General features: G+C 59.6%; 22 protein-coding genes and 1 tRNA gene. 13 read left to right on the forward strand and 10 right to left on the reverse strand.

The features are described from left to right. Positions 1-114 precede the first annotated feature (114 nt). Together ACP7AP_RS04085 and ACP7AP_RS04090 are read right to left on the reverse strand one after the other, a co-directional pair. Positions 115-510, reverse strand: a complete 396-nt coding sequence (locus ACP7AP_RS04085; protein ID WP_426032504.1) for a hypothetical protein — start codon at positions 508-510, stop codon at positions 115-117. A 147-nt stretch (positions 511-657) separates the two neighbouring features. Further along, positions 658-1,056 (reverse strand): hypothetical protein, encoded by a 399-nt coding sequence (locus ACP7AP_RS04090; protein WP_426032506.1) that lies wholly within the window; start codon positions 1,054-1,056, stop codon positions 658-660. Positions 1,057-1,265: 209 nt separating this feature from the next. Between ACP7AP_RS04090 and ACP7AP_RS04095 the strand changes: the two genes are divergently transcribed. Continuing rightward, positions 1,266-1,619, forward strand: coding sequence for a hypothetical protein (locus ACP7AP_RS04095; protein WP_426032508.1), 354 nt, complete (start codon positions 1,266-1,268; stop codon positions 1,617-1,619). 177 nt (positions 1,620-1,796) lie between these two features. On the opposite strand, the gene ACP7AP_RS04100 is transcribed toward ACP7AP_RS04095, so the two are convergent. Then, positions 1,797-1,871 (reverse strand) — tRNA-Thr (locus ACP7AP_RS04100). Positions 1,872-2,144: 273 nt separating this feature from the next. Here ACP7AP_RS04100 and ACP7AP_RS04105 point away from each other — a divergent pair. The 3 genes from ACP7AP_RS04105 to ACP7AP_RS04115 are packed head-to-tail and all read left to right on the forward strand — an operon-like array spanning position 2,145 to position 4,087. Then, positions 2,145-2,336, forward strand: a complete 192-nt coding sequence (locus ACP7AP_RS04105) for a hypothetical protein (RefSeq protein ID WP_426032510.1) — start codon at positions 2,145-2,147, stop codon at positions 2,334-2,336. Positions 2,337-2,345: 9 nt separating this feature from the next. Beyond that, positions 2,346-3,614 carry a UDP-N-acetylglucosamine 1-carboxyvinyltransferase gene (murA, locus tag ACP7AP_RS04110; protein WP_426032512.1) on the forward strand — a complete coding sequence of 423 codons (1,269 nt, stop codon included), beginning with the start codon at positions 2,346-2,348 and terminating at the stop codon, positions 3,612-3,614. Beyond that, complete coding sequence (locus ACP7AP_RS04115; RefSeq protein ID WP_426032514.1) at positions 3,611-4,087, forward strand: DUF2948 family protein; 477 nt, start codon at positions 3,611-3,613, stop codon at positions 4,085-4,087. The genes murA and ACP7AP_RS04115 overlap by 4 nt, the downstream gene beginning before the upstream one ends. 15 nt (positions 4,088-4,102) lie before the next feature. On the opposite strand, the gene ACP7AP_RS04120 is transcribed toward ACP7AP_RS04115, so the two are convergent. Then, on the reverse strand, positions 4,103-4,276 hold the full coding sequence (locus ACP7AP_RS04120; RefSeq protein WP_426032516.1) for a hypothetical protein: 174 nt from the start codon (positions 4,274-4,276) through the stop codon (positions 4,103-4,105). Positions 4,277-4,790: 514 nt separating this feature from the next. On the opposite strand from ACP7AP_RS04120, the gene ACP7AP_RS04125 reads away from it, so the two are divergent. The 7 genes from ACP7AP_RS04125 (at position 4,791) to ACP7AP_RS04155 (ending at position 11,533) form a co-directional block, all read left to right on the forward strand. After that, positions 4,791-6,071 (forward strand): ABC transporter substrate-binding protein, encoded by a 1,281-nt coding sequence (locus tag ACP7AP_RS04125; RefSeq protein ID WP_426032518.1) that lies wholly within the window; start codon positions 4,791-4,793, stop codon positions 6,069-6,071. Between the two features lie 113 nt (positions 6,072-6,184). Next, the gene (locus ACP7AP_RS04130; RefSeq protein ID WP_426032520.1) at positions 6,185-7,171 is read left to right on the forward strand and encodes a carbohydrate ABC transporter permease; all 987 of its coding nucleotides are present in this window, start codon (positions 6,185-6,187) and stop codon (positions 7,169-7,171) included. Next, entirely contained in the window at positions 7,168-8,001 is an 834-nt protein-coding gene (locus tag ACP7AP_RS04135) for a carbohydrate ABC transporter permease (RefSeq protein ID WP_426032522.1), read from the forward strand. Before ACP7AP_RS04130 ends, ACP7AP_RS04135 begins: the two co-directional genes overlap by 4 nt. Positions 8,002-8,005: 4 nt before the next feature. Continuing rightward, a complete protein-coding gene (locus ACP7AP_RS04140; protein ID WP_426032524.1) occupies positions 8,006-9,007 on the forward strand; it encodes an ABC transporter ATP-binding protein in 1,002 nt (333 codons plus the stop codon). Positions 9,008-9,064: 57 nt separating this feature from the next. Further along, positions 9,065-9,850, forward strand: coding sequence for a ThuA domain-containing protein (locus ACP7AP_RS04145; RefSeq protein WP_426032526.1), 786 nt, complete (start codon positions 9,065-9,067; stop codon positions 9,848-9,850). Then, positions 9,850-10,908: a Gfo/Idh/MocA family protein gene (locus ACP7AP_RS04150; protein WP_426032528.1), complete on the forward strand. Its 1,059-nt coding sequence runs from the start codon at positions 9,850-9,852 to the stop codon at positions 10,906-10,908. The genes ACP7AP_RS04145 and ACP7AP_RS04150 overlap by 1 nt, the downstream gene beginning before the upstream one ends. 136 nt (positions 10,909-11,044) lie before the next feature. Beyond that, positions 11,045-11,533 (forward strand): cytochrome b, encoded by a 489-nt coding sequence (locus ACP7AP_RS04155; RefSeq protein WP_426032530.1) that lies wholly within the window; start codon positions 11,045-11,047, stop codon positions 11,531-11,533. A gap of 79 nt (positions 11,534-11,612) precedes the next feature. On the opposite strand, the gene ACP7AP_RS04160 is transcribed toward ACP7AP_RS04155, so the two are convergent. Continuing rightward, complete coding sequence (locus ACP7AP_RS04160; RefSeq protein ID WP_426032532.1) at positions 11,613-12,395, reverse strand: alpha/beta fold hydrolase; 783 nt, start codon at positions 12,393-12,395, stop codon at positions 11,613-11,615. 110 nt (positions 12,396-12,505) lie between these two features. Here ACP7AP_RS04160 and ACP7AP_RS04165 point away from each other — a divergent pair, with 110 nt between their 5' ends. Further along, positions 12,506-12,877, forward strand: coding sequence for a hypothetical protein (locus tag ACP7AP_RS04165; RefSeq protein ID WP_426032534.1), 372 nt, complete (start codon positions 12,506-12,508; stop codon positions 12,875-12,877). Between the two features lie 337 nt (positions 12,878-13,214). Here ACP7AP_RS04165 and glyA read toward each other — a convergent pair whose 3' ends face one another. Beyond that, on the reverse strand, positions 13,215-14,507 hold the full coding sequence (gene glyA / locus ACP7AP_RS04170; RefSeq protein ID WP_426032536.1) for a serine hydroxymethyltransferase: 1,293 nt from the start codon (positions 14,505-14,507) through the stop codon (positions 13,215-13,217). Positions 14,508-14,716: 209 nt separating this feature from the next. On the opposite strand from glyA, the gene ACP7AP_RS04175 reads away from it, so the two are divergent. Further along, positions 14,717-15,478 carry an NAD kinase gene (locus ACP7AP_RS04175; protein WP_426032538.1) on the forward strand — a complete coding sequence of 254 codons (762 nt, stop codon included), beginning with the start codon at positions 14,717-14,719 and terminating at the stop codon, positions 15,476-15,478. Positions 15,479-15,626: 148 nt separating this feature from the next. Here ACP7AP_RS04175 and ACP7AP_RS04180 read toward each other — a convergent pair whose 3' ends face one another. The 4 genes from ACP7AP_RS04180 to ACP7AP_RS04195 all read right to left on the reverse strand — a co-directional run bounded on the left by ACP7AP_RS04180 (position 15,627) and on the right by ACP7AP_RS04195 (position 23,033). Next, a complete protein-coding gene (locus ACP7AP_RS04180; RefSeq protein ID WP_426032540.1) occupies positions 15,627-17,060 on the reverse strand; it encodes a sigma-54-dependent transcriptional regulator in 1,434 nt (477 codons plus the stop codon). After that, positions 17,057-18,589 carry a response regulator gene (locus ACP7AP_RS04185; protein WP_426032542.1) on the reverse strand — a complete coding sequence of 511 codons (1,533 nt, stop codon included), beginning with the start codon at positions 18,587-18,589 and terminating at the stop codon, positions 17,057-17,059. The genes ACP7AP_RS04180 and ACP7AP_RS04185 overlap by 4 nt, the downstream gene beginning before the upstream one ends. A 60-nt stretch (positions 18,590-18,649) precedes the next feature. Next, positions 18,650-20,542: a propionyl-CoA synthetase gene (locus tag ACP7AP_RS04190; RefSeq protein ID WP_426032544.1), complete on the reverse strand. Its 1,893-nt coding sequence runs from the start codon at positions 20,540-20,542 to the stop codon at positions 18,650-18,652. Positions 20,543-20,753: 211 nt separating this feature from the next. Next, positions 20,754-23,033 (reverse strand): NADP-dependent malic enzyme, encoded by a 2,280-nt coding sequence (locus ACP7AP_RS04195; RefSeq protein ID WP_426032546.1) that lies wholly within the window; start codon positions 23,031-23,033, stop codon positions 20,754-20,756. Positions 23,034-23,275 lie beyond the last annotated feature (242 nt).

The following is a 23,275-nucleotide window of genomic DNA, read 5'->3' on the forward strand; positions in this document are numbered from 1 at the left end:
TTCCACGCATAACACTCCAGCTGCTCCCGCCTAAAAGCGGGATTGTTGCACGACTGGGGTGGTCAGTTTTGGACGCTGTTCCACCCCGTCAGCTGGTCACTTTTGCACGCTGTTTTACAGCACCGGCGTGCCGAACGCTCTAAAGTGTCGATTTATGACGCGCCGCGCTGCGGTGCGGTTTGCGGGGACCACCGCTCCCCCCGCTAGCGTCTCCAATGCCTCAAGAGCGGCGTTAGCGCTGGCCATGTCGCCAGTTGCCAACGCGATTGCCAGACCGTCTCTCGCGGCGTCCAGCCGCGCGGCTTCACGCTCTTCCAATCTCTCCTCATAGCGGTGCAGTGAGACAAGACGGGCCGCCCTGTCCCGGCAGGCGCGTGATTTTCCGTATACCGAGAGAGTGGCGAGTTCACAGAGGTTGTCATCAAGTGCAGCTTCGTCACCTGCGGCGACGGCTGCGGCGGCGGCTTGGGCAAAAGCAAAGTATGCAGCGGTATCTAATGTATTGGTCATGGTATGGGCCTCTCTAGGTAAACTGAGCGTCAACAAGGGTGTGTTCTTATATAAATTCACATATGAATGAAAAGCAACCCTTGTTGACGGGTTTTGAAAGTATTTTTTGGTATATGTGAGGCCATACCCTTACGAACACGGCACGGCCTAGCTGATGTCGCAATTACCGTAGGATTGGGATGGATAAAGACCTGACGCGAACATGATGGTGTGTCGGCTGTGGGCGGCCTTACCGGCGTTGTCGATGGTCGTCGTTTGAACAGCGCCGGACTGCAGCGGCTCTAGGAATGTTATGCCGCCTGAACCGGTAACGGGGTAAACTGTAGACGCGCCCGCATTCCCAACCAAAAAGGCATTGCCCGACACGTCGTCAAATACGAATTTAAGGTCGAGGGTTCCACCAGTCTCGAACCTACCATCTTCAAAAGCGGCGTTTGGGAATGCGCACGTGTAAGTCATTACCTTGGCCGTCGCACTATTGGCAAATAGCACGGCGAGCAAAGCGGGGGCAAGGAAAGCGGGGGCAAGGAAAGCAGTGCGTTTCATATTTCACCTGATTTAATGTGTTGCAGTGCGCATGTTCTCCTTGTCTGCCCCTACGTCAATCGCAGATGGGGCTTGCCACGGCGGCCGACCCACCCCCTGCCCCCCACTCCGCCGCGCGGCGCGGAAACCGTCGCAGCGGCCGCTAGGAATTTTCGCCGCTGTGGAACTTTTGAACTCCGTGCCCTACTGTTCACCAGATGGGGCAAAGCATGACCGCCCTGCTTCACTTTTTTGGAGGGTTTAATTTGCCGCTTCTGATCTTGATTGCAGTCGTTCTGTTCTTTGTTTTCGGTTCGCCGGGAAAAACCGTAGCAAACATGGTCTGGCAAAATGATGCCGCACCTTGGGAAAAAGTGGACGCGTTTTACTACCCCGACAAGGCGGACCTGACAAACTACGAGGCGGCCCGTGATCTGGGCTCGGTGCAAGAGTGCCGCGACAGTGTCGGCGCAATGGCGTCAGCAAATGGCGACCCCGGCCTCACACGCGGCGATTATGAATGCGGGATTGAGCGTCTTGAAGACTTCGGCGGCGTGGGCGTGTATCGAGTTACGACGCGCTAAACTCCGGCTAAAGTGACAAACAAGCCGAACCCACCTATCTCGCCGCGCTGTTCTGGGTGAAATCAACGCGACTTTCTCAAGCCGAAAATGCTTATAAAAGCGTGCTGCCCCAGTGCTGCCCAGCTAGGAAGCTTCAGCCGCCAAATTTTATATTATTCTGTAATTTCAAGAAGTTGCTGGTGCTGTGAGAGAGGATTGAACTCTCGACCTCACCCTTACCAAGGGTGTGCTCTACCACTGAGCTACCACAGCCGCCTTTTTCCGAAACGTAACCCCGGGCGTTACCCCGAAGTCGGCGGGGTTAGGAAATCCCCCGCCTAAACAACCACTTCCGTCTCCAGCGCCGCCCCTTACCAAGGGTGTGCTCTACCGCTAAGCTAGTGCATCGCCGCCTGCCTGCGGAACCGTGTGTAACCGCTGGCGTGGCGGCTGAATAGACGCGTTCGTGGCAGGGTGCAAGTGCAAACTGGCGGTTTTTTGCATGGCCTTGCTGGACGGTTGGGGCGCACTGTATTAGAAGGTCTGATGCGTGAAAAACCTGATGACATTGGCCTCGGCAAGCCCAAATCGCAACGCGAGACTGAGCGCGAGGCGCGCTTGAAGCTGGCGTTGAAGGCGAATATGAGCCGCAGGAAGGCGCAAGCGCGGGCAAGATCGGCGGCGGATTCGGATGGCCCAGATGCGGGCCTTATCGACGATAACAACAAAAACGAGTGAGGCTGGCAGATGGATTCGATTTTGGTCAAGGGCAATGGGCCGCTGAACGGGGTGATCCCGATTGCGGGGGCGAAGAATGCGTGTCTGACGCTGATGCCCGCGACGTTGCTGTCGGAAGAACCGCTGACGCTGACCAATGCACCGCGGCTGTCGGATATCGCGACGATGACTCAACTTTTGCAGTCACTGGGCGCGGAAGTGGCCTCGATGCAGAACGGTCTGGTCTTGGCGATGTCGAGCCATAAGGTCGATAACCACACCGCCGATTATGAAATTGTCCGCAAGTTCCGCGCCTCTATCCTAGTGCTGGGGCCGCTGCTTGCGCGGGATGGCCATGCGATTGTCTCGCTGCCGGGCGGCTGTGCGATTGGCGCGCGTCCGGTGGATTTGCACTTAAAGGCGTTTGAGGCGATGGGGGCGGAACTCGATCTGCGCGACGGTTATGTCCATGCCAAAGCTCCGGGCGGGCGGTTGCGCGGGGCGGTGGTTGATTTCCCGTTCGTCTCGGTTGGGGCCACGGAAAACGCTCTGCTGGCGGCGACTTTGGCCAAGGGCACCACGGTGTTGAAGAACGCCGCGCGCGAGCCGGAGATTGTCGATCTAGCGGTCTGTCTGCGCCGGATGGGCGCGCAGATTGACGGTGAAGGCACCAGCACGATCACCATTCAGGGCGTTGATCGCTTGGGCGGGGCGACGCATCCGGTGGTGACAGACCGCATTGAGCTGGGCACCTACATGCTGCTGCCCGCGATCTGCGGCGGTGAGGTGGAGTGTCTGGGCGGTAAGATGGCGCTGGTTGGGGCATTTGCCGAAAAGCTGGATGCGGCGGGGGTTTCGGTGGTGGAAACCGAGCGCGGCTTGAAGGTGACGCGGAAGAATGGCCGGGTGCGCGCGGTGGATGTGGTGACAGAGCCGTTCCCCGGTTTCCCGACCGATTTGCAGGCGCAGATGATGGCTTTGCTCTGCACCGCTGACGGGACTTCGGTGCTGGAGGAAAAGATCTTCGAGAACCGCTTCATGCACGCGCCGGAACTGGTGCGGATGGGCGCGAAGATTGATGTGCATGGCGGTCATGCCACCGTCACTGGCGTGGAAAAACTGCGCGGCGCGCGCGTGATGGCGACCGATTTGCGTGCCTCGGTGTCGTTGATCCTCGCGGGCCTTGCGGCAGAGGGTGAAACCGTGGTCAGCCGGGTTTATCACCTGGATCGCGGTTATGAGCGGGTTGAGGAAAAGCTGCGCGGCGTCGGGGCGCAAATTGAGCGGATCAGCGGATGAGTGATGCGCGGTTTGAAGATGGCGATGAGGCTCCGCTGCGGCTGGCAGTGCATGATGCTGAAAGCTTGGCGGTGATTGCGGCGCTGGTACAGGACGCGGTGTTTCCGATCACCGAGATGACTCTGGTGCGGCAAAAGCGACGGTTCGCGCTGATGCTGAACCGCTTTCGTTGGGAATACCGCGAGGCCGCCGAGAAGGCGGGACAGCCGTTTGAGCGGGTGCAAAGCCTGCTGGTGTTTGAAGATGTGCTGGCGGTGCGCAGTCAGGGCATTGATCGGGCCGACAAAGACACCATCCTGTCGCTGCTGGATATGAGCTTCACTCCGGGGCCGGATGGCACGGGTTTGGTGACTCTGGTGCTGGCAGGGGATGGCGCGATTGGCCTGCAGGTCGAAGCACTGGACGCCACTTTGCGTGATGTCACGCGGCCCTATCTGGCACCTTCGGGTAAGGTGCCAGAGCACGACGTTTAAGTCAGCGCGCCAGAGTTAGTCTTTCGGCCCATTGGTATTGATCACCACGGAATTCTTCGTGCTTGGCGTCGCCACGGCGGGCTTGGCCTTGTCTTTCTTCGGCTTTTTCACGTTCTTGCCGGGTTTGCTCATGCCCTTGGCCATCTGATTTTCCTTACAAGCAGCGGCCATCCGTTTGGCCTTGATCATCATGCACCTTCGCGGGCGCAAACCCAAGCCCATTTGGCTGCAATGGCTGCTTTGAATGTGACACCCGCGCGGTAGAAGGTAGAGCGTGGATTTGCCCGGATTTGGAGAAAATTCACATCGCTTTTAGCGGGCTGAGTGGGTTTTTGCAGTTCGGTCGCCGCAGTTTGATTGCAGGGGCGTCGCAGAGTTAGCAGCGGGGCAGTTTTGTTAAATACATATAACTAACAGTAGGTTATGGCATTTTCTCGATACACTGAATGCTGCGACGCCGCAGGAAAATGCGGCGATGCAGCAACCACAGGCTGAGAGGGCTGCAATAGATTTTCAATCCCTCGAACTGACGCCATTTGCGAATTTGAAAGCGCTTTGAGCCGCGAATCGTTGACGAAATGGCCAGTTTCGGGCTATTGCCGTGCAAACGCTTCGGGAGGCCGGGTCGCAAGAACCGGAAAAGGACGCGTTTTAGACAGGGCAGCGCCGATAGGGCGCGATCAAAATTATAGGGAGGAAATCCATGTCCTTTGGATTCAAGAGCCGCGCATTGCGGTCGGCTGGTGTTGCAGCACTGATCAGTGCGCTTGGCACGCCGATGATGGCGGAAGAAATCTTCTACGTCTCCGGCTCGGTCGGCAAAGCGGTTGAGAATTTCAAAACGCTGGTGAAGCCGTGGGAAGACGCCACTGGCAATACCGTCACCATCGTGCCGATGCCGGCATCGACATCGGACCAGTTCGGCCAGTACCGTTTGTGGTTGGCTGCTGGGGCCACCGATATTGACGTCTATCAGACCGATGTGATCTGGGCGCCGCAGCTGGCGGATCACTTTGTCGATCTGAGCGCAGTTGCCAAAGATCTGGCCCCGACGCATTTCCCCTCGATCATCGAGTCGCAGACTGTGGGCGGCAAGCTGGTGGCTTTGCCGATCTTCACCGATGCGCCTGCGCTGTATTACCGCAAGGATTTGCTGGAGAAATACGGCGTTGCGGTGCCAAAAACCTGGGATGAGCTGACAGCCGCTGCGACCAAAATCCAAGAGGGTGAGCGGGCAGCAGGCAAGGGTGATTTCTGGGGCTATGTCTGGCAGGGTAACGCTTATGAAGGCCTGACCTGCGATGCGCTGGAATGGGTGAAATCCTTCGGCGGCGGCCAGATCGTTGAAGCCGATGGCACGATCTCGATCAACAACGAAAAGGCCGTGAAGGCGCTGGAAACGGCAGCTGCTTGGGTTGGCACGATCTCGCCCGAGGGCGTTCTGGCTTATGGCGAGGAAGAATCGCGTGGCGTCTGGCAGACCGGCAACGCGGCCTTCATGCGCAACTGGCCCTATGCGTATCAGTTGGGCAATGGCGACGACTCGGCGGTCAAGGGCTTGTTCGACGTGACAACGCTGCCGGTGGGTGCAGAAGGCGACACGTCGGCGGCCACCTTGGGCGGCTGGAACGCAGCAGTGTCGAAATATTCCAAACATCAGGATGTGGCGATCAGCTTGGTGATGTATCTGGCTGGACCCGAGGCACAAAAGGCGCGGGCGATTTCGGAATCGGCACTGCCGACCATCGTGGCTTTGTATGATGACGCCGATATCGCTGCGGCCCAGCCGATCATCCCGCAGTGGAAGAGTGTGTTCTTGAACGCGGTGCCGCGTCCCTCTGCGCCAACTTTGGGCAAGTACAACGAAGTCTCGTCGAAGTTCTGGTCGGCGGTGCATGAAACTCTGTCGGGCAATGGCTCCGCTGCCGACAACCTTGCTGGCCTTGAAGCCGATTTGACCGACCTGAAAGGCGACGCCTGGTAATCCTCCCGATAGCGGGCACGCCTTGAGGATGGGCGGCGGCAGTGCATCATGCCAACCGCCGCCCATCTTTTACGCTCGGCCTCGGATAGGGGCCGGTTTAAGGGGGGAAATTCATGACAGCTTCAAAGACTGCCGCCAGTTTGCCGACTGGTACAGGGCGGGAAAGCGGCCTCAGCCTGCAACAGCAGCGCCAGAAAGCCGCGTTCTGGTTCTTGGCCCCCATGCTGATCGCGCTGTTTTGCGTCGCGGCATGGCCCTTGCTGAGAACGGTTTGGTTCTCATTGACCGACACGTCGTTGAACAATCTGTATGGCGGCAAGTGGATCGGCTTTGACAATTATCTGCGCGTGCAAACCCTGTCCAACGGCACCGTGCGCTACAAAGGCACGCTGGTCGATCCGGCATGGTGGAATGCGGTGTGGAACACGGTGCGGTTTTCGGTGGCCTCTGTGGTCTGCGAAACCATACTGGGGCTGATCGCGGCGCTGGTGCTGAACGCCGAGTTCAAGGGACGCGGCTTTGTACGTGCCGCCATTCTGATCCCCTGGGCGATCCCCACCATCGTTTCCGCCAAAATGTGGGCCTGGATGCTGAACGACCAATACGGCATCCTGAACGATATGGCGCTGAATCTCGGGCTGATTTCGTCCAAAATCGCATGGACTGCCAACTCTGATACCGCGATGTATGCCGTGTTGATGGTGGATATCTGGAAAACCACGCCGTTCATGGCTTTGTTGTGTCTGGCGGGCCTGCAAATGGAGCCGCGCGATATTTACGAGGCCGCGAAGATCGACGGCATCAACCCGGTGAAAGTGTTTTTCAAGATCACTTTGCCGCTGATCCGCCCGGCACTGATGGTGGCGGTGATCTTCCGTATGCTGGATGCTTTGCGGATTTTCGATCTGATCTATGTGCTGACGCCGAACTCGGCAGCCACAAAAACCATGTCGGTGATCAGCCGCGAGAACCTGATCGAGTTTGATAAATTCGCTTACGGCTCGGCGCAATCAACCCTGTTGTTCGCTATTCTGGCGATCTTCGTATCGCTGTATATCTGGCTCGGCAAGGTTGATCTCAGCGGGGAGGGAGGCAAATGACCGCCAACAAACTGTTCAAAAACATCGCCTTCTACGCTTTGGTCGTGGTGATCATGATCTTCTCTATCTTCCCGTTCTACTACGCCATCGTCACGTCTTTTGCCACAGGCACGGCGCTGTTTGAAACCAACTACTTCCCGAAAGCCTTCGATTGGGCAAACTACGAAGCTGTGCTGGGTGGCCGTACCTTCCCGCGCAATATCCTGAACTCGGTGTTCGTCGCCACCACCACGGTGGTGCTGGCGCTGTTCCTCGCCGTCACCGCCTCCTACGCCCTTGCCCGCGTGCGTTTCCGGGGCAGGGGCCTGCTGCTGATGACGATACTCGCGGTGTCGATGTTCCCGCAGATCGCGGTGTTGGCCGGATTGTTCGAGCTGATCACCTACCTTGGCCTGTTCAACTCGCCCTTCGCGCTGATCCTGTCTTACACGATCTTCACCTTGCCGTTCACGGTCTGGGTGCTGACCACCTTCATGCGTGATCTTCCGGTCGAGATTGAAGAAGCGGCAATCGTCGATGGCGCAACACCTTGGATCATCATCACTAAAGTGTTTCTGCCGCTTTTGTGGCCGGCTTTGGTCACAACCGGTCTTCTGGCCTTCATCGGCGCTTGGAATGAATTCCTGTTCGCGCTGACCTTCACCTCATCCGAGGTGACGCGCACGGTTCCGGTGGCGATTGCACTGCTTTCCGGGGCATCGCAGCAGGAAATCCCTTGGGGTCCGATCATGGCGGCTTCAGTGATCGTCACCGTCCCGCTGATCATCCTCGTTCTTATCTTCCAACGCAAAATCGTCGCGGGTCTGACCGCAGGCGGCGTGAAGGGCTGAAAAAATGGCAAAAATTGAACTGAAGAACGTCAAGAAGTCCTATGGCGCGGTGGATGTGATCAAGGGCATCGACCTGACGATTGAGAAGGGCGAATTCATGGTGTTTGTCGGGCCCTCGGGCTGCGGCAAATCCACCCTGTTGCGGCTGATCTCGGGGCTGGAGGAGATTTCCTCGGGCGATATGTTGTTTGACAATGAACGCGTCAACAACGTGCTGCCCAGCCAGCGCGGCATCGCCATGGTGTTCCAAAGCTATGCGCTTTATCCGCATATGAGCGTGTATGACAACATGGCCTTCGGGATGAAACTGGCCAAGGCCAGCCCCGAGGCGATGAAAAAGCGCGTGATGGAAGCGGCGAAACTGCTGCAAATTGATCATCTGCTGGAACGCTTGCCGAAGCAGCTTTCCGGCGGCCAGCGTCAGCGCGTCGCCATTGGCCGCGCGATTGTGCGCGACCCGCGGGTGTTCCTGTTTGACGAACCTTTGTCGAATTTGGATGCCGCCTTGCGGGTGCAGACCCGGCTGGAAATCGCCAAACTGCATCACTCGATGTCGGACGTGACGATGATCTACGTCACCCACGATCAGGTCGAAGCGATGACTTTGGCCGACCGTATCGCCGTGCTGCGCGATGGCCGGTTAGAGCAGGTAGGCTCGCCTGCTGAACTCTATGAACGCCCGAATTCGATCTTCGTCGCGGGTTTCATCGGCAGTCCGAAGATGAACTTCCTGACCGGAAAATTCGCCAGCGATCACGGTTGCACCACGCTTGGCATCCGCTCGGAACATATCGACGTGGTCGAGGGCGGCTTGTGGACGGGCCAGATCGTTCATGCCGAAGATTTGGGCAGTGACAATTATCTGTTCGTTGAAGTGGGCTCTGATGAGCCTTTGATCGTGCGCCGCGAGGGCAAATTGACCATGAAGGTCGGCGATACCGTTTCGCTGTCGCCCAAGGCTGGCCAGTTGCACAAGTTCGATCAGAACGGCAAGCCGATCCGCTGAATTTCAAATCCACACTGCGCCCCACTTGGGGCGCGGCAGCTACAGAAGGAGCATGCCATGAGCATCCGCGTCACCGTTTGGGGCGAGAACGTCCACGAACAGAAAAACAAAGTTGTGTCAGAGGTTTACCCGCTGACCATGCATGGCACGATTGCCGCAAGCTTGAACAAGGCCGAAGGGATTGCAGCTACCACCGTAACATTGCAAGACGCCGAACACGGGCTGACCGCCGAGAAACTGGCCGCGACCGATGTGCTGATCTGGTGGGGCCACGCAGCCCATGGCGACGTTGATGATGCGATTGTCGAGCGGGTCTGCAACGCGGTTTGGGGCGGCATGGGGATCATCTTCCTGCACTCCGCCCATTTCGCCAAACCGTTCAAGCGGCTGATGGGCGCGCCGTGTAACCTGACGTGGCGGGAAGCAGGCGAGCGCGAACGGCTTTGGGTGACAAGCCGTCAGCATCCGATTGCCGCTGGCCTGCCGGGTCATTTTGAGCTGGAATACGAGGAAATGTATGGCGAGCCGTTTGGCGTGCCGGAACCCTTGGAGACGGTGTTCATCAGCTGGTTTGCTGGCGGTGAAGTGTTCCGCTCCGGTCTGACCTACAAGCGTGGCGCGGGCAATATTTTCTATTTCCGCCCCGGCCATGAAACCTATCCGACCTACCACGACGCCAATGTGCAGCGGGTGATCTCAAACGCGGTGCGCTGGGCCTATAACCCGAATGTGCGGATCGCCGACCCGAATGAAGCGCCCAATACCATGATCGACAACGCGCTAGAGCCGATTACCGAACGCGGACCGCGTCTGCACCATGACGGCGAGGCGGGGTATCGGTGATGGCATCCCCCGTTCGTATCCTGATCCTCGGCACCGGGGGCATGGCGGCCAACCATGCCGACAGTTTCAAGGCGATTGAGGGCGTCACGCTTGTCGGCGGCATCGACACGCGCCCTGTGCAACTGGCGGAGTTCTGTGATCGGTTTGGCATCGCCGGGCGGTTTGCCTCGATTGACGAGGCGATTGCTTGGGGACAGTTTGACGCTGTCACCAATGTGACGCCAGATGCCGCGCATTACGCCACCACCCTGCCGTTTCTGGCGGCGGGCAAGCATGTGCTCTGTGAAAAACCGCTCGCCACGTCCGAAGCGCAGGCCGATGCGATGGCCGAAGCTGCCGCCAAGGCGGGCGTAGTGAATATGGTCAACCTCAGCTACCGCAACGTGGCCGCCCTGCAAAAAGCCGCCGCCATGGTGCGTGAAGGCGCCATCGGTACGGTGCGGCATTTTGAGGCGAGCTATCTGCAAAGCTGGCTGACCCAACCGGCCTGGGGCCATTGGGATAAGGAAAGCCAATGGCTGTGGCGGTTGTCGACCAAGCACGGATCGAAAGGTGTGCTGGGCGATGTTGGCATCCATATCCTTGATTTCGCGACCTTTATCGCCGGGCAGGCAGCGGTCGAAGTGTCCTGCCGCCTCGCCACCTTTCCCAAAGCCCCCGGCGATCAGATTGGCGAATACCCGCTCGATGCCAATGATTCCGCCACCATGCAGATCGTGCTGGAAAATGGCGCGCTTGGCACCGTGGCCGCAACGCGGTTTGCCTCCGGCCATCTGAACGACCTGCGCTTGCGGATTTATGGCGACAAGGGCGGGCTGGAAGTATGTTGGGAGAAGAACATCAGCACCCTGCGCGCCTGCCTTGAGGCCGATCTGCAAACGGGTCAGTGGCATGACGTTGAAGCCCCAGTTTTGGCGACGATCTATCAGCGTTTCATCGCCGCGATTCGGGGCGAGGGGGCTGCAGAGCCGGATTTTGCGCGCGGCGCAGCATTGCAGCGGCTGCTCGACCGGGCAGAGCAATCGGCAGGCCAAGCTGGGGTTAGTCTGAAGGTCTGATCCGGGTTTTGCTGTCGAAAACCGGGGCTTCCCCAGCGCCTCGGTTTGAATTTGTGCAAACTGATCTGAATCATAGGCGACAACGGAAACCAGTCTATACAGCGTATTACGTCAAATGATTATGAAGGGACGTCGCATGTCTGATCTCAAAGGCTATTCGGCCAGCCAAATCTTTCTGCATTGGCTGGTGGCCGTCTTGATCTTGTACCAACTGATCTTTGGCGAAGATATGGGCGGCGCTTGGGATGCGTTTGAGGAGGGACGAAGCCCCGATATGACGCTCTGGGTTTGGGCGCATATCGTGGTGGGAAGCGCGGTGCTGGTGTTTGCGCTGTGGCGGCTGGCTTTGCGGTTCAGCCGTGGCGCGCCAGAGGCTCCTGCCGACTCAGCGCTGCTGCTGCTGGCGGCGAAATGGGGCCATAGGGCGCTTTATGCGGCGATGCTGTTGGCGCCGATCACCGGGCTTTTGGCTTGGTTTGGCGGCGTGGCTACGGCGGCCGAGCTGCATGGATGGTTCAAGCCGGTGATTATCGTGCTGGTCCCCGGGCATGTGGTGGCAGCATTGTATCACCATTTTATCGTGAAGGATGGGTTGCTGCTGCGGATGCGCCGTCCGCTGGACTAAGGCGCGCGGCCTGCGCCGAAGCGGAAAACGCGGTTTTCCGGCACGATTTTTGGCCCAAAAATCGGTTTGGCGCGCTGATCTAAGCAGACAAGCCGTTCAGGAAAACCCGCACAGCCTGCTCAAATTCACGCGGGCGCTCGGCGTGCAGCCAATGGCCCGCGCCGGGCAGTTTGGCGAAATGTGATTTCGGGAACAGGCTGCGGATCGCTTCGCGGTACTCTGGCTTGACATAATGCGACAGTGCCCCGGTGAGAAACAGCGTGTGGCCCGTAAACTGCCCCAAAGTGCCCGGCCAACCGACGATCAACGGCATCTGATCCTCCAGCACATCAAGGTTCAGCCGCCAGACCGGGGGCTGCGCCTTAAGATCCAGAGATTGCAAGAAAAACGCCCGCAGGGCAGGGTCGGGGATGGTCGCACTCAGGCGGCGATCCGCCTCACTGCGCGAGGTCAGGCCGTTCAAATCCAGCCCGCGCATCGCGTCAATGTACTGCGTCTGATCATGGCTGTAGGCGACGGGTGCGATATCGGCGATCACCAGTTTGCGCACCAAATCACCCTCGGTCAGCGCCAGTTGCATCGCAGCCTTGCCGCCCATCGAATGGCCCAGCACATCCATCGGCGCGCCCAGTGCCGCAATCACCTCGGCCAGATCGCCCGCCATATCGGGATAGCTTTGCGAAGGCGCGCGCGGGCTTTGGCCGTGGTTGCGCATATCCACCACATGCACCGCGCGGCTGTCAGCCAGATGCCGGGCGATCACGCTCCAGTTGCGGGCAGAACCGAACAGCCCATGCGCGATCAGCAAATCGGGCAAGCTCGGGTCGGGTACGGTGGCGGGATAGGTGGTGATCGCAAGCATGTGGCTTTGATAGCGCGGCCACAGAACTTCGGCCAGAGAGTTTCGACCAGAGCAGTTGAAGCCCTGCACCTGCAGCGATAAGGTCCGGCAATGTCAAAAGGAAGTGCTAGATGACCGGAGTGCCTATTCAGCAGATGGCCGACCGCGTGGCGGGTCTGATGGAAGAGCGCCTGCGGGTGCGCGGGCAGGGGCTTGGCGAAAAGCTGCGCAAGGGCGGGCGGTTGTTGCCGCGCCGGGTGCGGGCAGCGGCCGAGATTTTGCAGACAGGCGCGGTGATGGCGCAGAACCCCAAACTGTGGTCGCAGGTCGATCAGCAGGCCGTGGCGCAGGCCTACGACACCTGCGTGCGGCATCTGAACAACGTCGATGGCGGTGATCGCCGCAAGGGTGCTGTGCTGGGGATTGCAGCTTCGGTGGCGTTCTCGGTTCTGGTCGTCGCGGCTTTGCTGTTTTCCGTGCTGCGTTGGCGCGGCTTTATCTAAGCGGTTTGGGCGAAAGCGTCGGCAAGGGTATCAAACTGCTGCTTAGATTGGGCGCATCATTGGCTGAAACTTATGTCTGCACGGATACCAAGCGAGCTTTATACAGAACATCTTGTATAGCACCTGTATCAAAACACAAGTCGCTCCCAGCGGGGAAGAACTTTCCGCAGCCAAGATGCTTTTTCGCCGAAAAGATGTGGTGCCTGCAAGCAACGCGGGTCAAAACCATTCGCAGCGCCAAATTCGAAACCTAGCCAGTCGAGGGCATCCAGCCCAAAGTCCGCGCAAAACAAAAGGGCGCAGGTTTTCCTGCACCCTTTTCTCGATGTTGTAAGCTTTACAGCCCCGGATAAATCGGGAATTTCTCGCACATGGCTTCAACGCGGGCCTTCACCGCAGCCTCAACCTCGCCATTGCCGTCCTCGCCATTGGCGGCCAGACCATCAACCACTTCGACGATCCATTTGCCGATCTGGCGGAATTCGGCCTCGCCAAAACCGCGCGTGGTGCCTGCCGGAGTGCCCAAACGCACACCGCTTGTCACCATCGGTTTTTCCGGGTCAAACGGGATGCCGTTCTTGTTGCAGGTGATGTTGGCGCGGCCCAAGGCTTTCTCGGTCGCGTTGCCTTTGACGTTTTTCGGGCGCAGATCGACCAGCATCACATGGGTATCGGTGCCGCCGGTGACGATATCAAGGCCGCCCTTCATCAACTCATCCGCCAAAGCCTGCGCGTTCTTGATCACCTGACCTGCATAGGTCTTGAACTCGGGCCGCAACGCCTCGCCAAACGCCACGGCTTTCGCCGCGATCACATGCATCAAAGGCCCGCCTTGGATGCCGGGGAAAATCGCCGAGTTCACTTTCTTGGCGATGTCTTCGTTGTTGGTCAGGATCATGCCGCCACGCGGGCCGCGCAGGGTTTTGTGCGTCGTGGTGGTTGCCACATCGGCATAGGGGAAGGGTGACGGATGATGACCGCCCGCCACAAGGCCCGCAAAATGCGCCATATCGACCAGCAGATACGCGCCGACCTTATCAGCAATCGCGCGGAAACGGGCAAAGTCGATCTGGCGCGGAATGGCCGAGCCACCCGCGATGATCAGCTTGGGCTGATGCTCTATCGCCAAAGCCTCGACCTGATCGTAGTCGATCAGATTGTCTTGCTGGCGCACGCCGTATTGGATGGCATTGAACCATTTGCCGGATTGGTTCGGCGCAGCCCCATGGGTAAGGTGGCCACCCGAGGCCAAATTCATCCCCAAAATAGTATCACCCGGCTTGATCAGCGCCTGAAACACGCCTTGGTTGGCCTGAGAGCCCGAATTTGGCTGCACATTAGCAAACCCGCAACCAAACAACTGCTTGGCGCGCTCAATCGCCAGATTTTCCGCCACATCAACAAACTCGCAGCCGCCGTAGTACCGCTTGCCCGGATAGCCCTCGGCATACTTGTTGGTCATTACCGAGCCTTGCGCTTCCATCACCGCGCGACTGACGATGTTCTCCGAGGCGATCAGCTCGATCTCATGGCGCTGACGCCCGAGTTCACTGGTGATCGAGCCGAAAAGTTCGGGATCGCGGCTGGACAGGCTTTCGGTGAAAAATCCGGTATCGCTTTGGGCGGTCATGGCGTCTCCTGCGGGTGATGGGCCGATTTGCAGCGGTTTTAGGCCAAGGGCGGGCTTTGGGGAAGGCAAGAAACGACTCAGGAAGCGTCGGTTACGCCGTCTTGTTCACTATAGGAAACTTGTTACCGCTATCGCAAGCACGGCGAGGGGTTGAGTTTGGCGGCAGGGCGGGCAAGGCTGCGCATCCCAAGCACAAGGATTCTGGGGTGGTGTTCAAGAAGATCGCGTTTGTGGCCAGTGCGACCCCGGCGGCGCAAGAGGCGTTGGTGGAATTGGTGGGCTTGCATGGGCAGGTCGCCGTGGACAGCGCCGATGTGGTGGTGGCGCTGGGCGGCGACGGCTTTATGTTGCAAACTCTGCATGAAACTCAGCCATTGGGTCTGCCGGTCTATGGCATGAACTGCGGCACGGTAGGGTTCTTGATGAACGCATATTCGGCGGACTTGCTGCCGAAACGGTTGAACGTGGCCGAGGAAGCGGTGATCCATCCCCTTGCGATGACGGCGGTATCGGTGGATGGATCAGTGACGCAGGCGCTGGCGATCAACGAGGTGTCCTTGCTGCGTGCGGGTCCGCAGGCGGCGAAGGTGCGGATCTCGGTCGATGGTGTGGTGCGGTTGGAGGAGTTGGTCTGTGATGGGGTGCTGGTGGCCACGCCTGCGGGATCGACGGCGTATAATTATTCGGCGCATGGGCCAGTGCTTCCCATTGGGTCGGGTGTGCTGGCTTTGACACCGATGGCGGCATTTAGGCCGAGAAGGTGGCGGGGGGCATTGCTGCCGAAATCGGTGGTGGTGCGGTTTGATATTCTGGAACCTGAAAAACGCCCGGTGCGGGCGGATGCGGACAGCCGACCGGTCACGGATGTGGTTTCGGTGGAAATCCGCTCGGAACCCACGATCCGGCACCGGATTTTGTTTGATCCGGGGCATGGGTTGGAGGAGCGGCTGATCGTGGAGCAATTTGCTTGATCTGAGGCCCGTCCACGCGTGGACTGAATTTGCACTGTGATAAATCAATAGGTCACGGGTGGGCTGTTTGGGAAGTGTTAACACTTGCCCGTTGCGGAACCGATTTCTGTCACAGAAATCGGCACGATTTTTTACGTAAAAAATCGCCCTAGCGCTGCGTCCAGGTCTCAATCTTGCGGTAGAGCGTCGAGGGCGACAGTTCCAGCACTCTTGCGGCTTTTGGCACCGAGCCGTTGTGTTGCGCAAGCGTGGCTTCGATCACCAGACGCTCGATCTCGGCCAAGGGGCGGCCCAGCAGCGACCCGAGGCCAAGCGGTTCTGGTTGGCTCGGCGGCTCGCTTGGATGGGCTGGGCACTGCGCGATCAGCAGGTCTTGCGCCTGCTGCGGCAGACTGGCGGGCAGCATCGCAGAGGTCAGCACCCCGCCATCGTGCAGCACGGCGACGTTGCGGATCACATTCAGCACTTGTCGCACATTGCCGGGCCACGGCAGGCGGCGGAACAGCGTGCGCACCTCGGGCGACAAACCGTCAAACTGCTTGCCTTCCTCTTGCGCAAAGCGGGCGAGCGCGGTTTCGGCGATCTCGATCACATCATCGCCGCGCTCGCGCAGCGGCGGCATATGGATCGGCACCACGAACAGGCGGTAAAACAGATCCTCGCGGAATTGGCCGCACCGCACCGCATCCATCGGATCACGGTTGGTGGCGCAGACGATGCGGACATTGACCTTCTTTGGCCGGGTCGCTCCCACCGGCACCACGGTAGAGGTTTGCAAAAACCGCAGCAGTTTGGTTTGCAGTGCCGGGGCCATTTCGCAGACTTCGTCCAAAAACAGCGTGCCGCCATCCGCTGCCGTGGCCGCCCCCGGTTTGTCGGAAATCGCCCCGGTGAAGCTGCCCTTCATATGGCCGAACACTTCGGATTCCAGCAAATCCTGCGGGATCGCGCCACAGTTCAGCGCGATGAACGGGCCGTTGGCGCGCGGGCTGTTGCTATGTACCGCCAAAGCGCACAGCTCTTTGCCAGTGCCGCTTTCGCCCGTGATGAACACCGTAGCCATTGACCGCGCCACCGAGACGATGGTGGCGTGGATGGCGGCCATCGCTTGCGACGAGCCGATGAAGCCGCTGCCAATCGGCGGCACCGCAAGGATCGTGGCGGGCAGCACCGTCAGCGGCGCTGCGGCTTTGGCGCGCGGCTTGGCAGACGCCGCCTTATGAGCATTGGCCACGACATTCAGCAGTCGGGCCTCGTCAAACGGTTTGACCAGAAACTCATGCGCGCCCGCCCGCATCGCCTCAACCGCCTTGTTGATCGAGCCATGCGCCGTCATCACCACAACATGCAGGCCGGGGTGGATTTGCAGCATTTCGCGCATCAAATCAAGACCATCGCGGTCGGGCAGCACCAGATCCAGCAAGATCACCTGTGGCGTGGCCTCAAGCAACAACTCCAGCCCCTCGGCAGCCGAGCCTGCTGTCACCACCGCATAGCCGGCTTTGGTCAGTGCCGCGCGATACAGCAGTTGCAACGAGGGTGTGTCCTCGATCAACAGGATAGGGGACAGAGCTGAGGTCACTGCTGCTCCTGAGAGGGGATGGGGTCAGAGAAGTTGAGGGGGCTGGCGATTTTCTGGTCGATGAAATGGATCAACATGTCTAATTGTTCAAGGGCTTGTGGCAGCAGAGTGTGGAACGTGCCGCGATCTGGCACCGGCTGGTGCGCCAGCGTGTTGATCGCCTGCGCCAACTGATGCAGAAAGCTGGCCCCTGCCGTGCCCGCCAGCGCAATCATCACATGGGTCTGACGCCGCACTTCCAGCCAGTCTGGGCCATGTGCTGCGGCGAGCAGCCCGCGTTCGGCGGCGCGCACATCCTTTTGCAGATGATCCAACAGCTCGGCGGCCATTTTCGGCCCAGCCATCTGCAACAGTTCTTGAAACTGGCCGGGTTCGACCTGCGGGGCGGCGTGATCAGGGGCTATGTTACGGCGCAGCACTTGCAGCAGGACTTCGGCGAGGTTCTGGGCATCGAGCACCGGTTTGCACAGCAGGCCATCGGCACCCGCGGCCAAAATTGCCGTTTTGTTGGCGCGCAGCTGATAGGCGGTGATCGCAAGGATCGGCAGCCGGGCCAGCGGGCCGGGTTGGCTGCGGATGTGGCGGATCACTTCAAGCCCGCTCATCTGCGGCATTTCGATATCGACCAGCAGGGCATCAAAACGGCTGCGGTTGAGATGGTCGATGGCTTGCACTCCATCGTTTGCTGACGTTACCTGCGCGCCTTGACTGCTCAGCAGCTGGGTCAGCAGCAGGCGGCCGGTTTCGCTGTCATCGGCGATCAACAAATGGCGGTTTTGCAAGCGCGCGGAGGCGACGATTGCAACGGCAGGCGGCATCACTGCCTGTGGTGCAGCTGAGGGCAGGTGCTGAAGCGGCAACAGCACCATCACTTCAGCGCCACCGCCTGCGTGGTTGGCGGCGCTGATCTGGCCGCCGGCTTGGCCGACGATTTGCCAGATGATATGCAGCCCCATGCCTGTGCCCGGTATGCTGGCGCTGTCATCGCGATTGTTGCAGGTGTAAAGCCGTGCCAAAGTGGCGGGGGCAAAGCCTTTGCCTTGATCTTGCACGGTTATGTTCAACTGCCGCGCGGCGGTGATGTGCAATTTGCACGTGATGCAGCCGGTATTGGCATATTTCAGCGCGTTGTTCAGCAGGTTCGACAGAATCCGTTCCAGCAACGCCGGGTCCAGCGCCAGCTCTGCGGGCAGATCCTTGGTCTCAAGCTGAAACTCAAGCCCGTGTTCTTGCGCCCGCGCTGTCCAGCGCAGTTGCAAGTTGTGCAGCAACTGGTCGGTGCGCAGGCCAACTGGGGCGGTGGTCTGATGCAGCGGCGCGTCCTGCAGCAGGGCAAGGGCTTGCTCTAACAGCAGGGCCAAGGCTTCGCTGGCGGCATGGGTGCGGGCGATATGGCCGCGGGGTTCTGGCGGCAGCAGCGCAGGCTCAATCAGCCGCAGCCCGCCGATCACCTCGGACAAAGCCGCGCGCAGATCATGGCCCAACAGGGCGACGGTCTGGGCATCAGGAGGGGCAGGGCTGTTGCGCATGGCCTCAAAGTAAGCGCTGCGGCGGCTTTGTCTAGTGCGGCTTGAGGCGTAGGGCTTTGGTCAGGCCTTGGCATAGCCGATGGTTTGCAGGGCGGCGCGAATTTCATCAAGAACCGCCGGGTCGTCGATGGTGGCGGGCATTTTCCAAGTCGTGCCATCTGCGATCTTGACCATAGTGCCGCGCAGGATCTTGCCAGAGCGGGTTTTCGGCAAGCGGTCCACCACCACCGCACGTTTGAAATCGGCGACTGGGCCGATTTTGTCGCGCATCAGTTGCACACATTCCTTGACGATTTGATCATGCGGACGGCTGCAGCCAGTGTTGAGACACAGGAATCCGACCGGACTTTGGCCCTTCAGCGCATCCGCCACGCCGACCACCGCACATTCGGCAACGTCTTTGTGGTTGGCGAGAACTTCCTCCATCGCCCCGGTAGACAGGCGGTGCCCTGCGACATTGATCACGTCATCGGTGCGGGCCATGATATACAGATAGCCGTCGTCATCGACATAGCCCGCGTCGCCCGTCTCGTAATAGCCGGGGAAATGCGTCAGGTAGCTTTTGATGAAGCGATCCTCGGCGTTCCACAGCGTCGGCAGGGTGCCGGGGGGCAGCGGCAGCTTCACCGTGATCGCGCCCAAAGTGCCGGAGGCCACCGGATGGCCGCCTTCATCGAGGATTTGCACGTCATAGCCGGGCATCGCCACGGTGGGAGAACCGATTTTCACAGGCATTGCCTCAATCCCCATGGGATTGGCGGCGATGGCATAGCCGGTTTCGGTTTGCCACCAGTGATCAATCACCGGGATGTTCAGATGGCTTTGCGCCCAGTGGATGGTGTCAGGATCGGCGCGTTCTCCGGCAAGATACAGCGTCTTCAGCGCACTGAGATCATAGCCTGAGGGCAATGCGCCGTTCGGGTCCTCGCGCTTGATGGCGCGCAGGGCGGTGGGGGCGGTGAAGAAGGTTTTCACCTTGTGCTCGGCGATCACCCGCCAGAACGTGCCCGCATCCGGGGTGCCGACGGGTTTGCCCTCAAACACTATGGTGGTGCATCCGGCGATCAGCGGCGCGTAACAGATATAGCTGTGACCGACGACCCAGCCGACATCCGAGGCCGCCCAGAACACATCGCCCACGCCGCAATCGTAGATCGCCCGCATCGTCCAGTTCAGTGCCACCAGATGGCCCGCGGTGGGGCGCACCACACCTTTAGGCGCGCCGGTGGTGCCCGAGGTATACAGGATATAGGCCGGATGATTGCCCGCGACGGGCACACATTCGGCAGGCTCGGTGCCAAACTGAAAGCTGTGCCACGCCACGTCACGACCTGGGATCAGCGCCGCAACCTCTTGTTCGCGTTGCAGGATCACACAGAAGTCTGGTTTATGGTGGGCCATGTCGATGGCCGCATCCAGCAGCGGTTTGTAGTGGATCACCCGCGACGGCTCGATGCCACAGCTGGCGGCGATGATGGCTTTCGGGGTGCAATCGTCGATCCTGACCGCCAGTTCTGCCGCCGCAAAGCCGCCGAACACCACGGAATGGATCGCCCCCAGACGGGCGCAGGCCAGCATCGCCTCTAGGGCTTCGGGGACCATCGGCATGTAGATGATGACGCGGTCGCCTTTGTTCACGCCCTTGGCGCGCAGGGCCCCGGCAAGCGAGGCGACGCGGGTTTGCAACTCGGCATAGGTGATCGCGTGCTTGGTGCGGGTCACCGGGCTGTCGTGGATGATCGCCAGTTGATCGCCGCGCCCGGCCAGAACGTGACGGTCAACCGCGTTCCAGCAGGTGTTGACCGTGGCATCGGTGAACCATTCATACAGCGGCGCGCGCGAGGCATCCAAGGCTTTGGACGGCGGTTTCACCCAATCAATCTTCGACGCGGCTTCCATCCAGAACGCTTCCGGGTTGGCTTGCCAGCCTGCATAGATTTCACGGTATACCATTGTATGCCTCCTCCAAAGCTGCGGGAGTGTTATGCGGGGTGCCGTGAGTCGCGCAAGGATCGCGACGTGTATGCGACACTAAGTTTGCATATATTGCGCACAGCTGAGCGCAAAGTGTTGCAAACTGTCGAAAATCTTACGGTGTTTGCGCACATACTGCGGAGTTTGCAAACCCGACGTGCCGGGTTTGCGAAGATTTCGGCGGCGATGTTTAACCGTAATGCGCGACTGGCGTGCCCGCGATAGCAGTCATGTTCAAAAGCCCACGCGCGGTGATGGACGGCGTGGCGATGTGGGCGCGGTTGCCCATGCCCATCAAGATAGGGCCAACTTCAAGGCCATCGGCTTTCAGTTTCAACATGTTGCGGGCGGTGCTGGCGGCGTCGGAATAGGCGAACACCAGCACATTTGCCGCACCCTGCATCCGCGAGCCGGGGAAAATGCGGGCGCGCAACTCAGGATCAAGGGCTGCATCGGCGTTCATCTCGCCTTCGTAGATGAAATCTACCTCTCGGGCGTCGAGTATTTCGAGCGCTTCGCGCATCCGCCGACCCGAGTCGCTATCCAGATTGCCAAAGCTGGAATGGCTGCACAAAGCAACTTTGGCCGTAACGCCGAACCGCTTGGCGTGGCGCACCGCCCCAATCACCGTTTCGGCGATTTGCAAAGCGGAGGGGACAGCATTGATCTGGGTATCGGCGATAAAGAGCGGTCCGTCTTCCAGAATCATCAGCGACAAAGCCGCGCGGGGATGCAGGCCGTCTCGGGCCAAAATCTGGCGGACATAGCCCAGATGCCACAGATACTGCCCGAAAGTGCCGCAGATCATGCTGTCGGCATCGCCACGATGCACGGCGATGCCCGCGATGGCGGTGGTGTTGGTGCGCATCACGGCGCGCGCAATATCTGGGGTGACGCCTTGGCGCGCCATCAACTCGTGGTAGGAGCCCCAGTAGTCGCGGTAGCGGTGATCGCTTTCGGGGTTGATGATTTCAAAGTCTTTGTCGGGGCGGATCGGCAGGCCCGCGCGTTCGCAGCGCGTCGCGATGACTTCGGGTCGGCCGATCAGGATCGGCTTGTCGGTCATCTCCTCCAGCATGGCATTGGCGGCGCGCAGCACGCGTTCATCTTCACCCTCGGCAAAGATGATGCGGCGGCTGACGGTGGCGGCGGCTTCAAACACCGGGCGCATGATCAGCGCCGATTTGAACACCGAACCATTCAGCTTTTCGCGGTAAGCGTCCAGATCGTGGATCGGGCGGGTGGCGACGCCGGTTTCCATCGCGGCTTTGGCAACCGCGCTGGCAACCACCCCGATCAGACGGGGGTCGAACGGCTTCGGGATCAGATAATCTGCGCCAAAGGTCAGCTTTTCGCTGGTATAGGCGGCGGCGGCCTCGGCGCTGGTGGTGGCGCGGGCAAGGGCCGCAATGCCTTCGATGCAGGCGAGTTGCATCTCGTCATTGATCACCGTGGCGCCGACGTCCAAAGCGCCGCGGAAGATGAAGGGGAAACACAGCACGTTGTTGACTTGATTGGGGAAATCAGAGCGACCGGTGGCCATGATCGCATCGGGGGCGACGGCGCGGACGGCTTCCGGCATGATCTCGGGGTTCGGGTTGGCCAGCGCAAAGATGATCGGGCGCGGGGCCATTTTCGCGACCATTTCGGCAGTCAAAACACCGGGACCGGACAGGCCGAGGAACAGATCGGCGTCCTTGATCACTTCGGAGAGCGAGGCTGCGGTGCTGCCTTGGGCATAGGCCGCCTTCTGCTCGGTCATCTGCTCGTTGCGGTCTTTGTAGACGAGGCCGGCAAGGTCACAGAGCCAGACGTTTTCACGTTTGACGCCCAGTTTCAGCAGCATATTCAGGCAGGCGATTCCCGCAGCGCCACCACCGGTAGAGACCACCTTGATATCGGCGAAATTCTTGCCCGCAACGTACAGGGCATTGGTGGCGGCGGCCCCCACCACGATGGCGGTGCCGTGTTGATCGTCATGGAACACCGGGATTTTCATCCGCGCGCGGCAAAGTTGTTCAACGATGAAACAATCCGGGGCTTTGATGTCTTCAAGGTTGATTGCGCCGAAGGTTGGCTCTAGCGCGCAAACGATATCGGCGAGTTTATAGGGATCGGGTTCGTTCAACTCGATATCGAAACAGTCGATATTGGCGAATTTCTTGAACAGAACCGCCTTTCCTTCCATTACCGGCTTTGAGGCCAAAGCACCAATGTTTCCAAGGCCTAACACAGCGGTGCCGTTGGTGACAACCGCCACCAGATTGCCGCGCGCGGTGTAGCGGCTGGCAGTGGCGGGATCAGCTTTGATCTCAAGGCAAGCCTCAGCCACGCCGGGGGAATACGCCAGCGAGAGGTCGCGGCCGTTGGCCAGCGGCTTGGTCGCGCGGATCTCCAGCTTTCCCGGCTTCGGGAATTCGTGGTAATCCAGCGCCGCTTGCCGTGCGTTATCTTGCCGTGCTTCTTCCATCCGAACCTCCCGCAGATTTATAGTTTACCCTTAAACCAGTTTGTATCGCGCGCCAACTGTGGCTTTTCCACACGGTGTTTTAGCGGCTTTTTGTCAATGGTGCGTGTGCTTTTGGTTTGAGTATGCGCTGGCAGACTTAAACCAAACCAAGCCCATCGCAAAGTCAAAGCGGTTTGGTGATAGCTCGTATCACAAGAAACCGCTTGAAATCGAAGCTTTAAGTTTGAAATATAGCGCCAAAT

The sequence above is a fragment of the Cypionkella sp. TWP1-2-1b2 genome (assembly GCF_049896245.1).
In the GTDB taxonomy this organism is placed as follows: domain Bacteria; phylum Pseudomonadota; class Alphaproteobacteria; order Rhodobacterales; family Rhodobacteraceae; genus Cypionkella.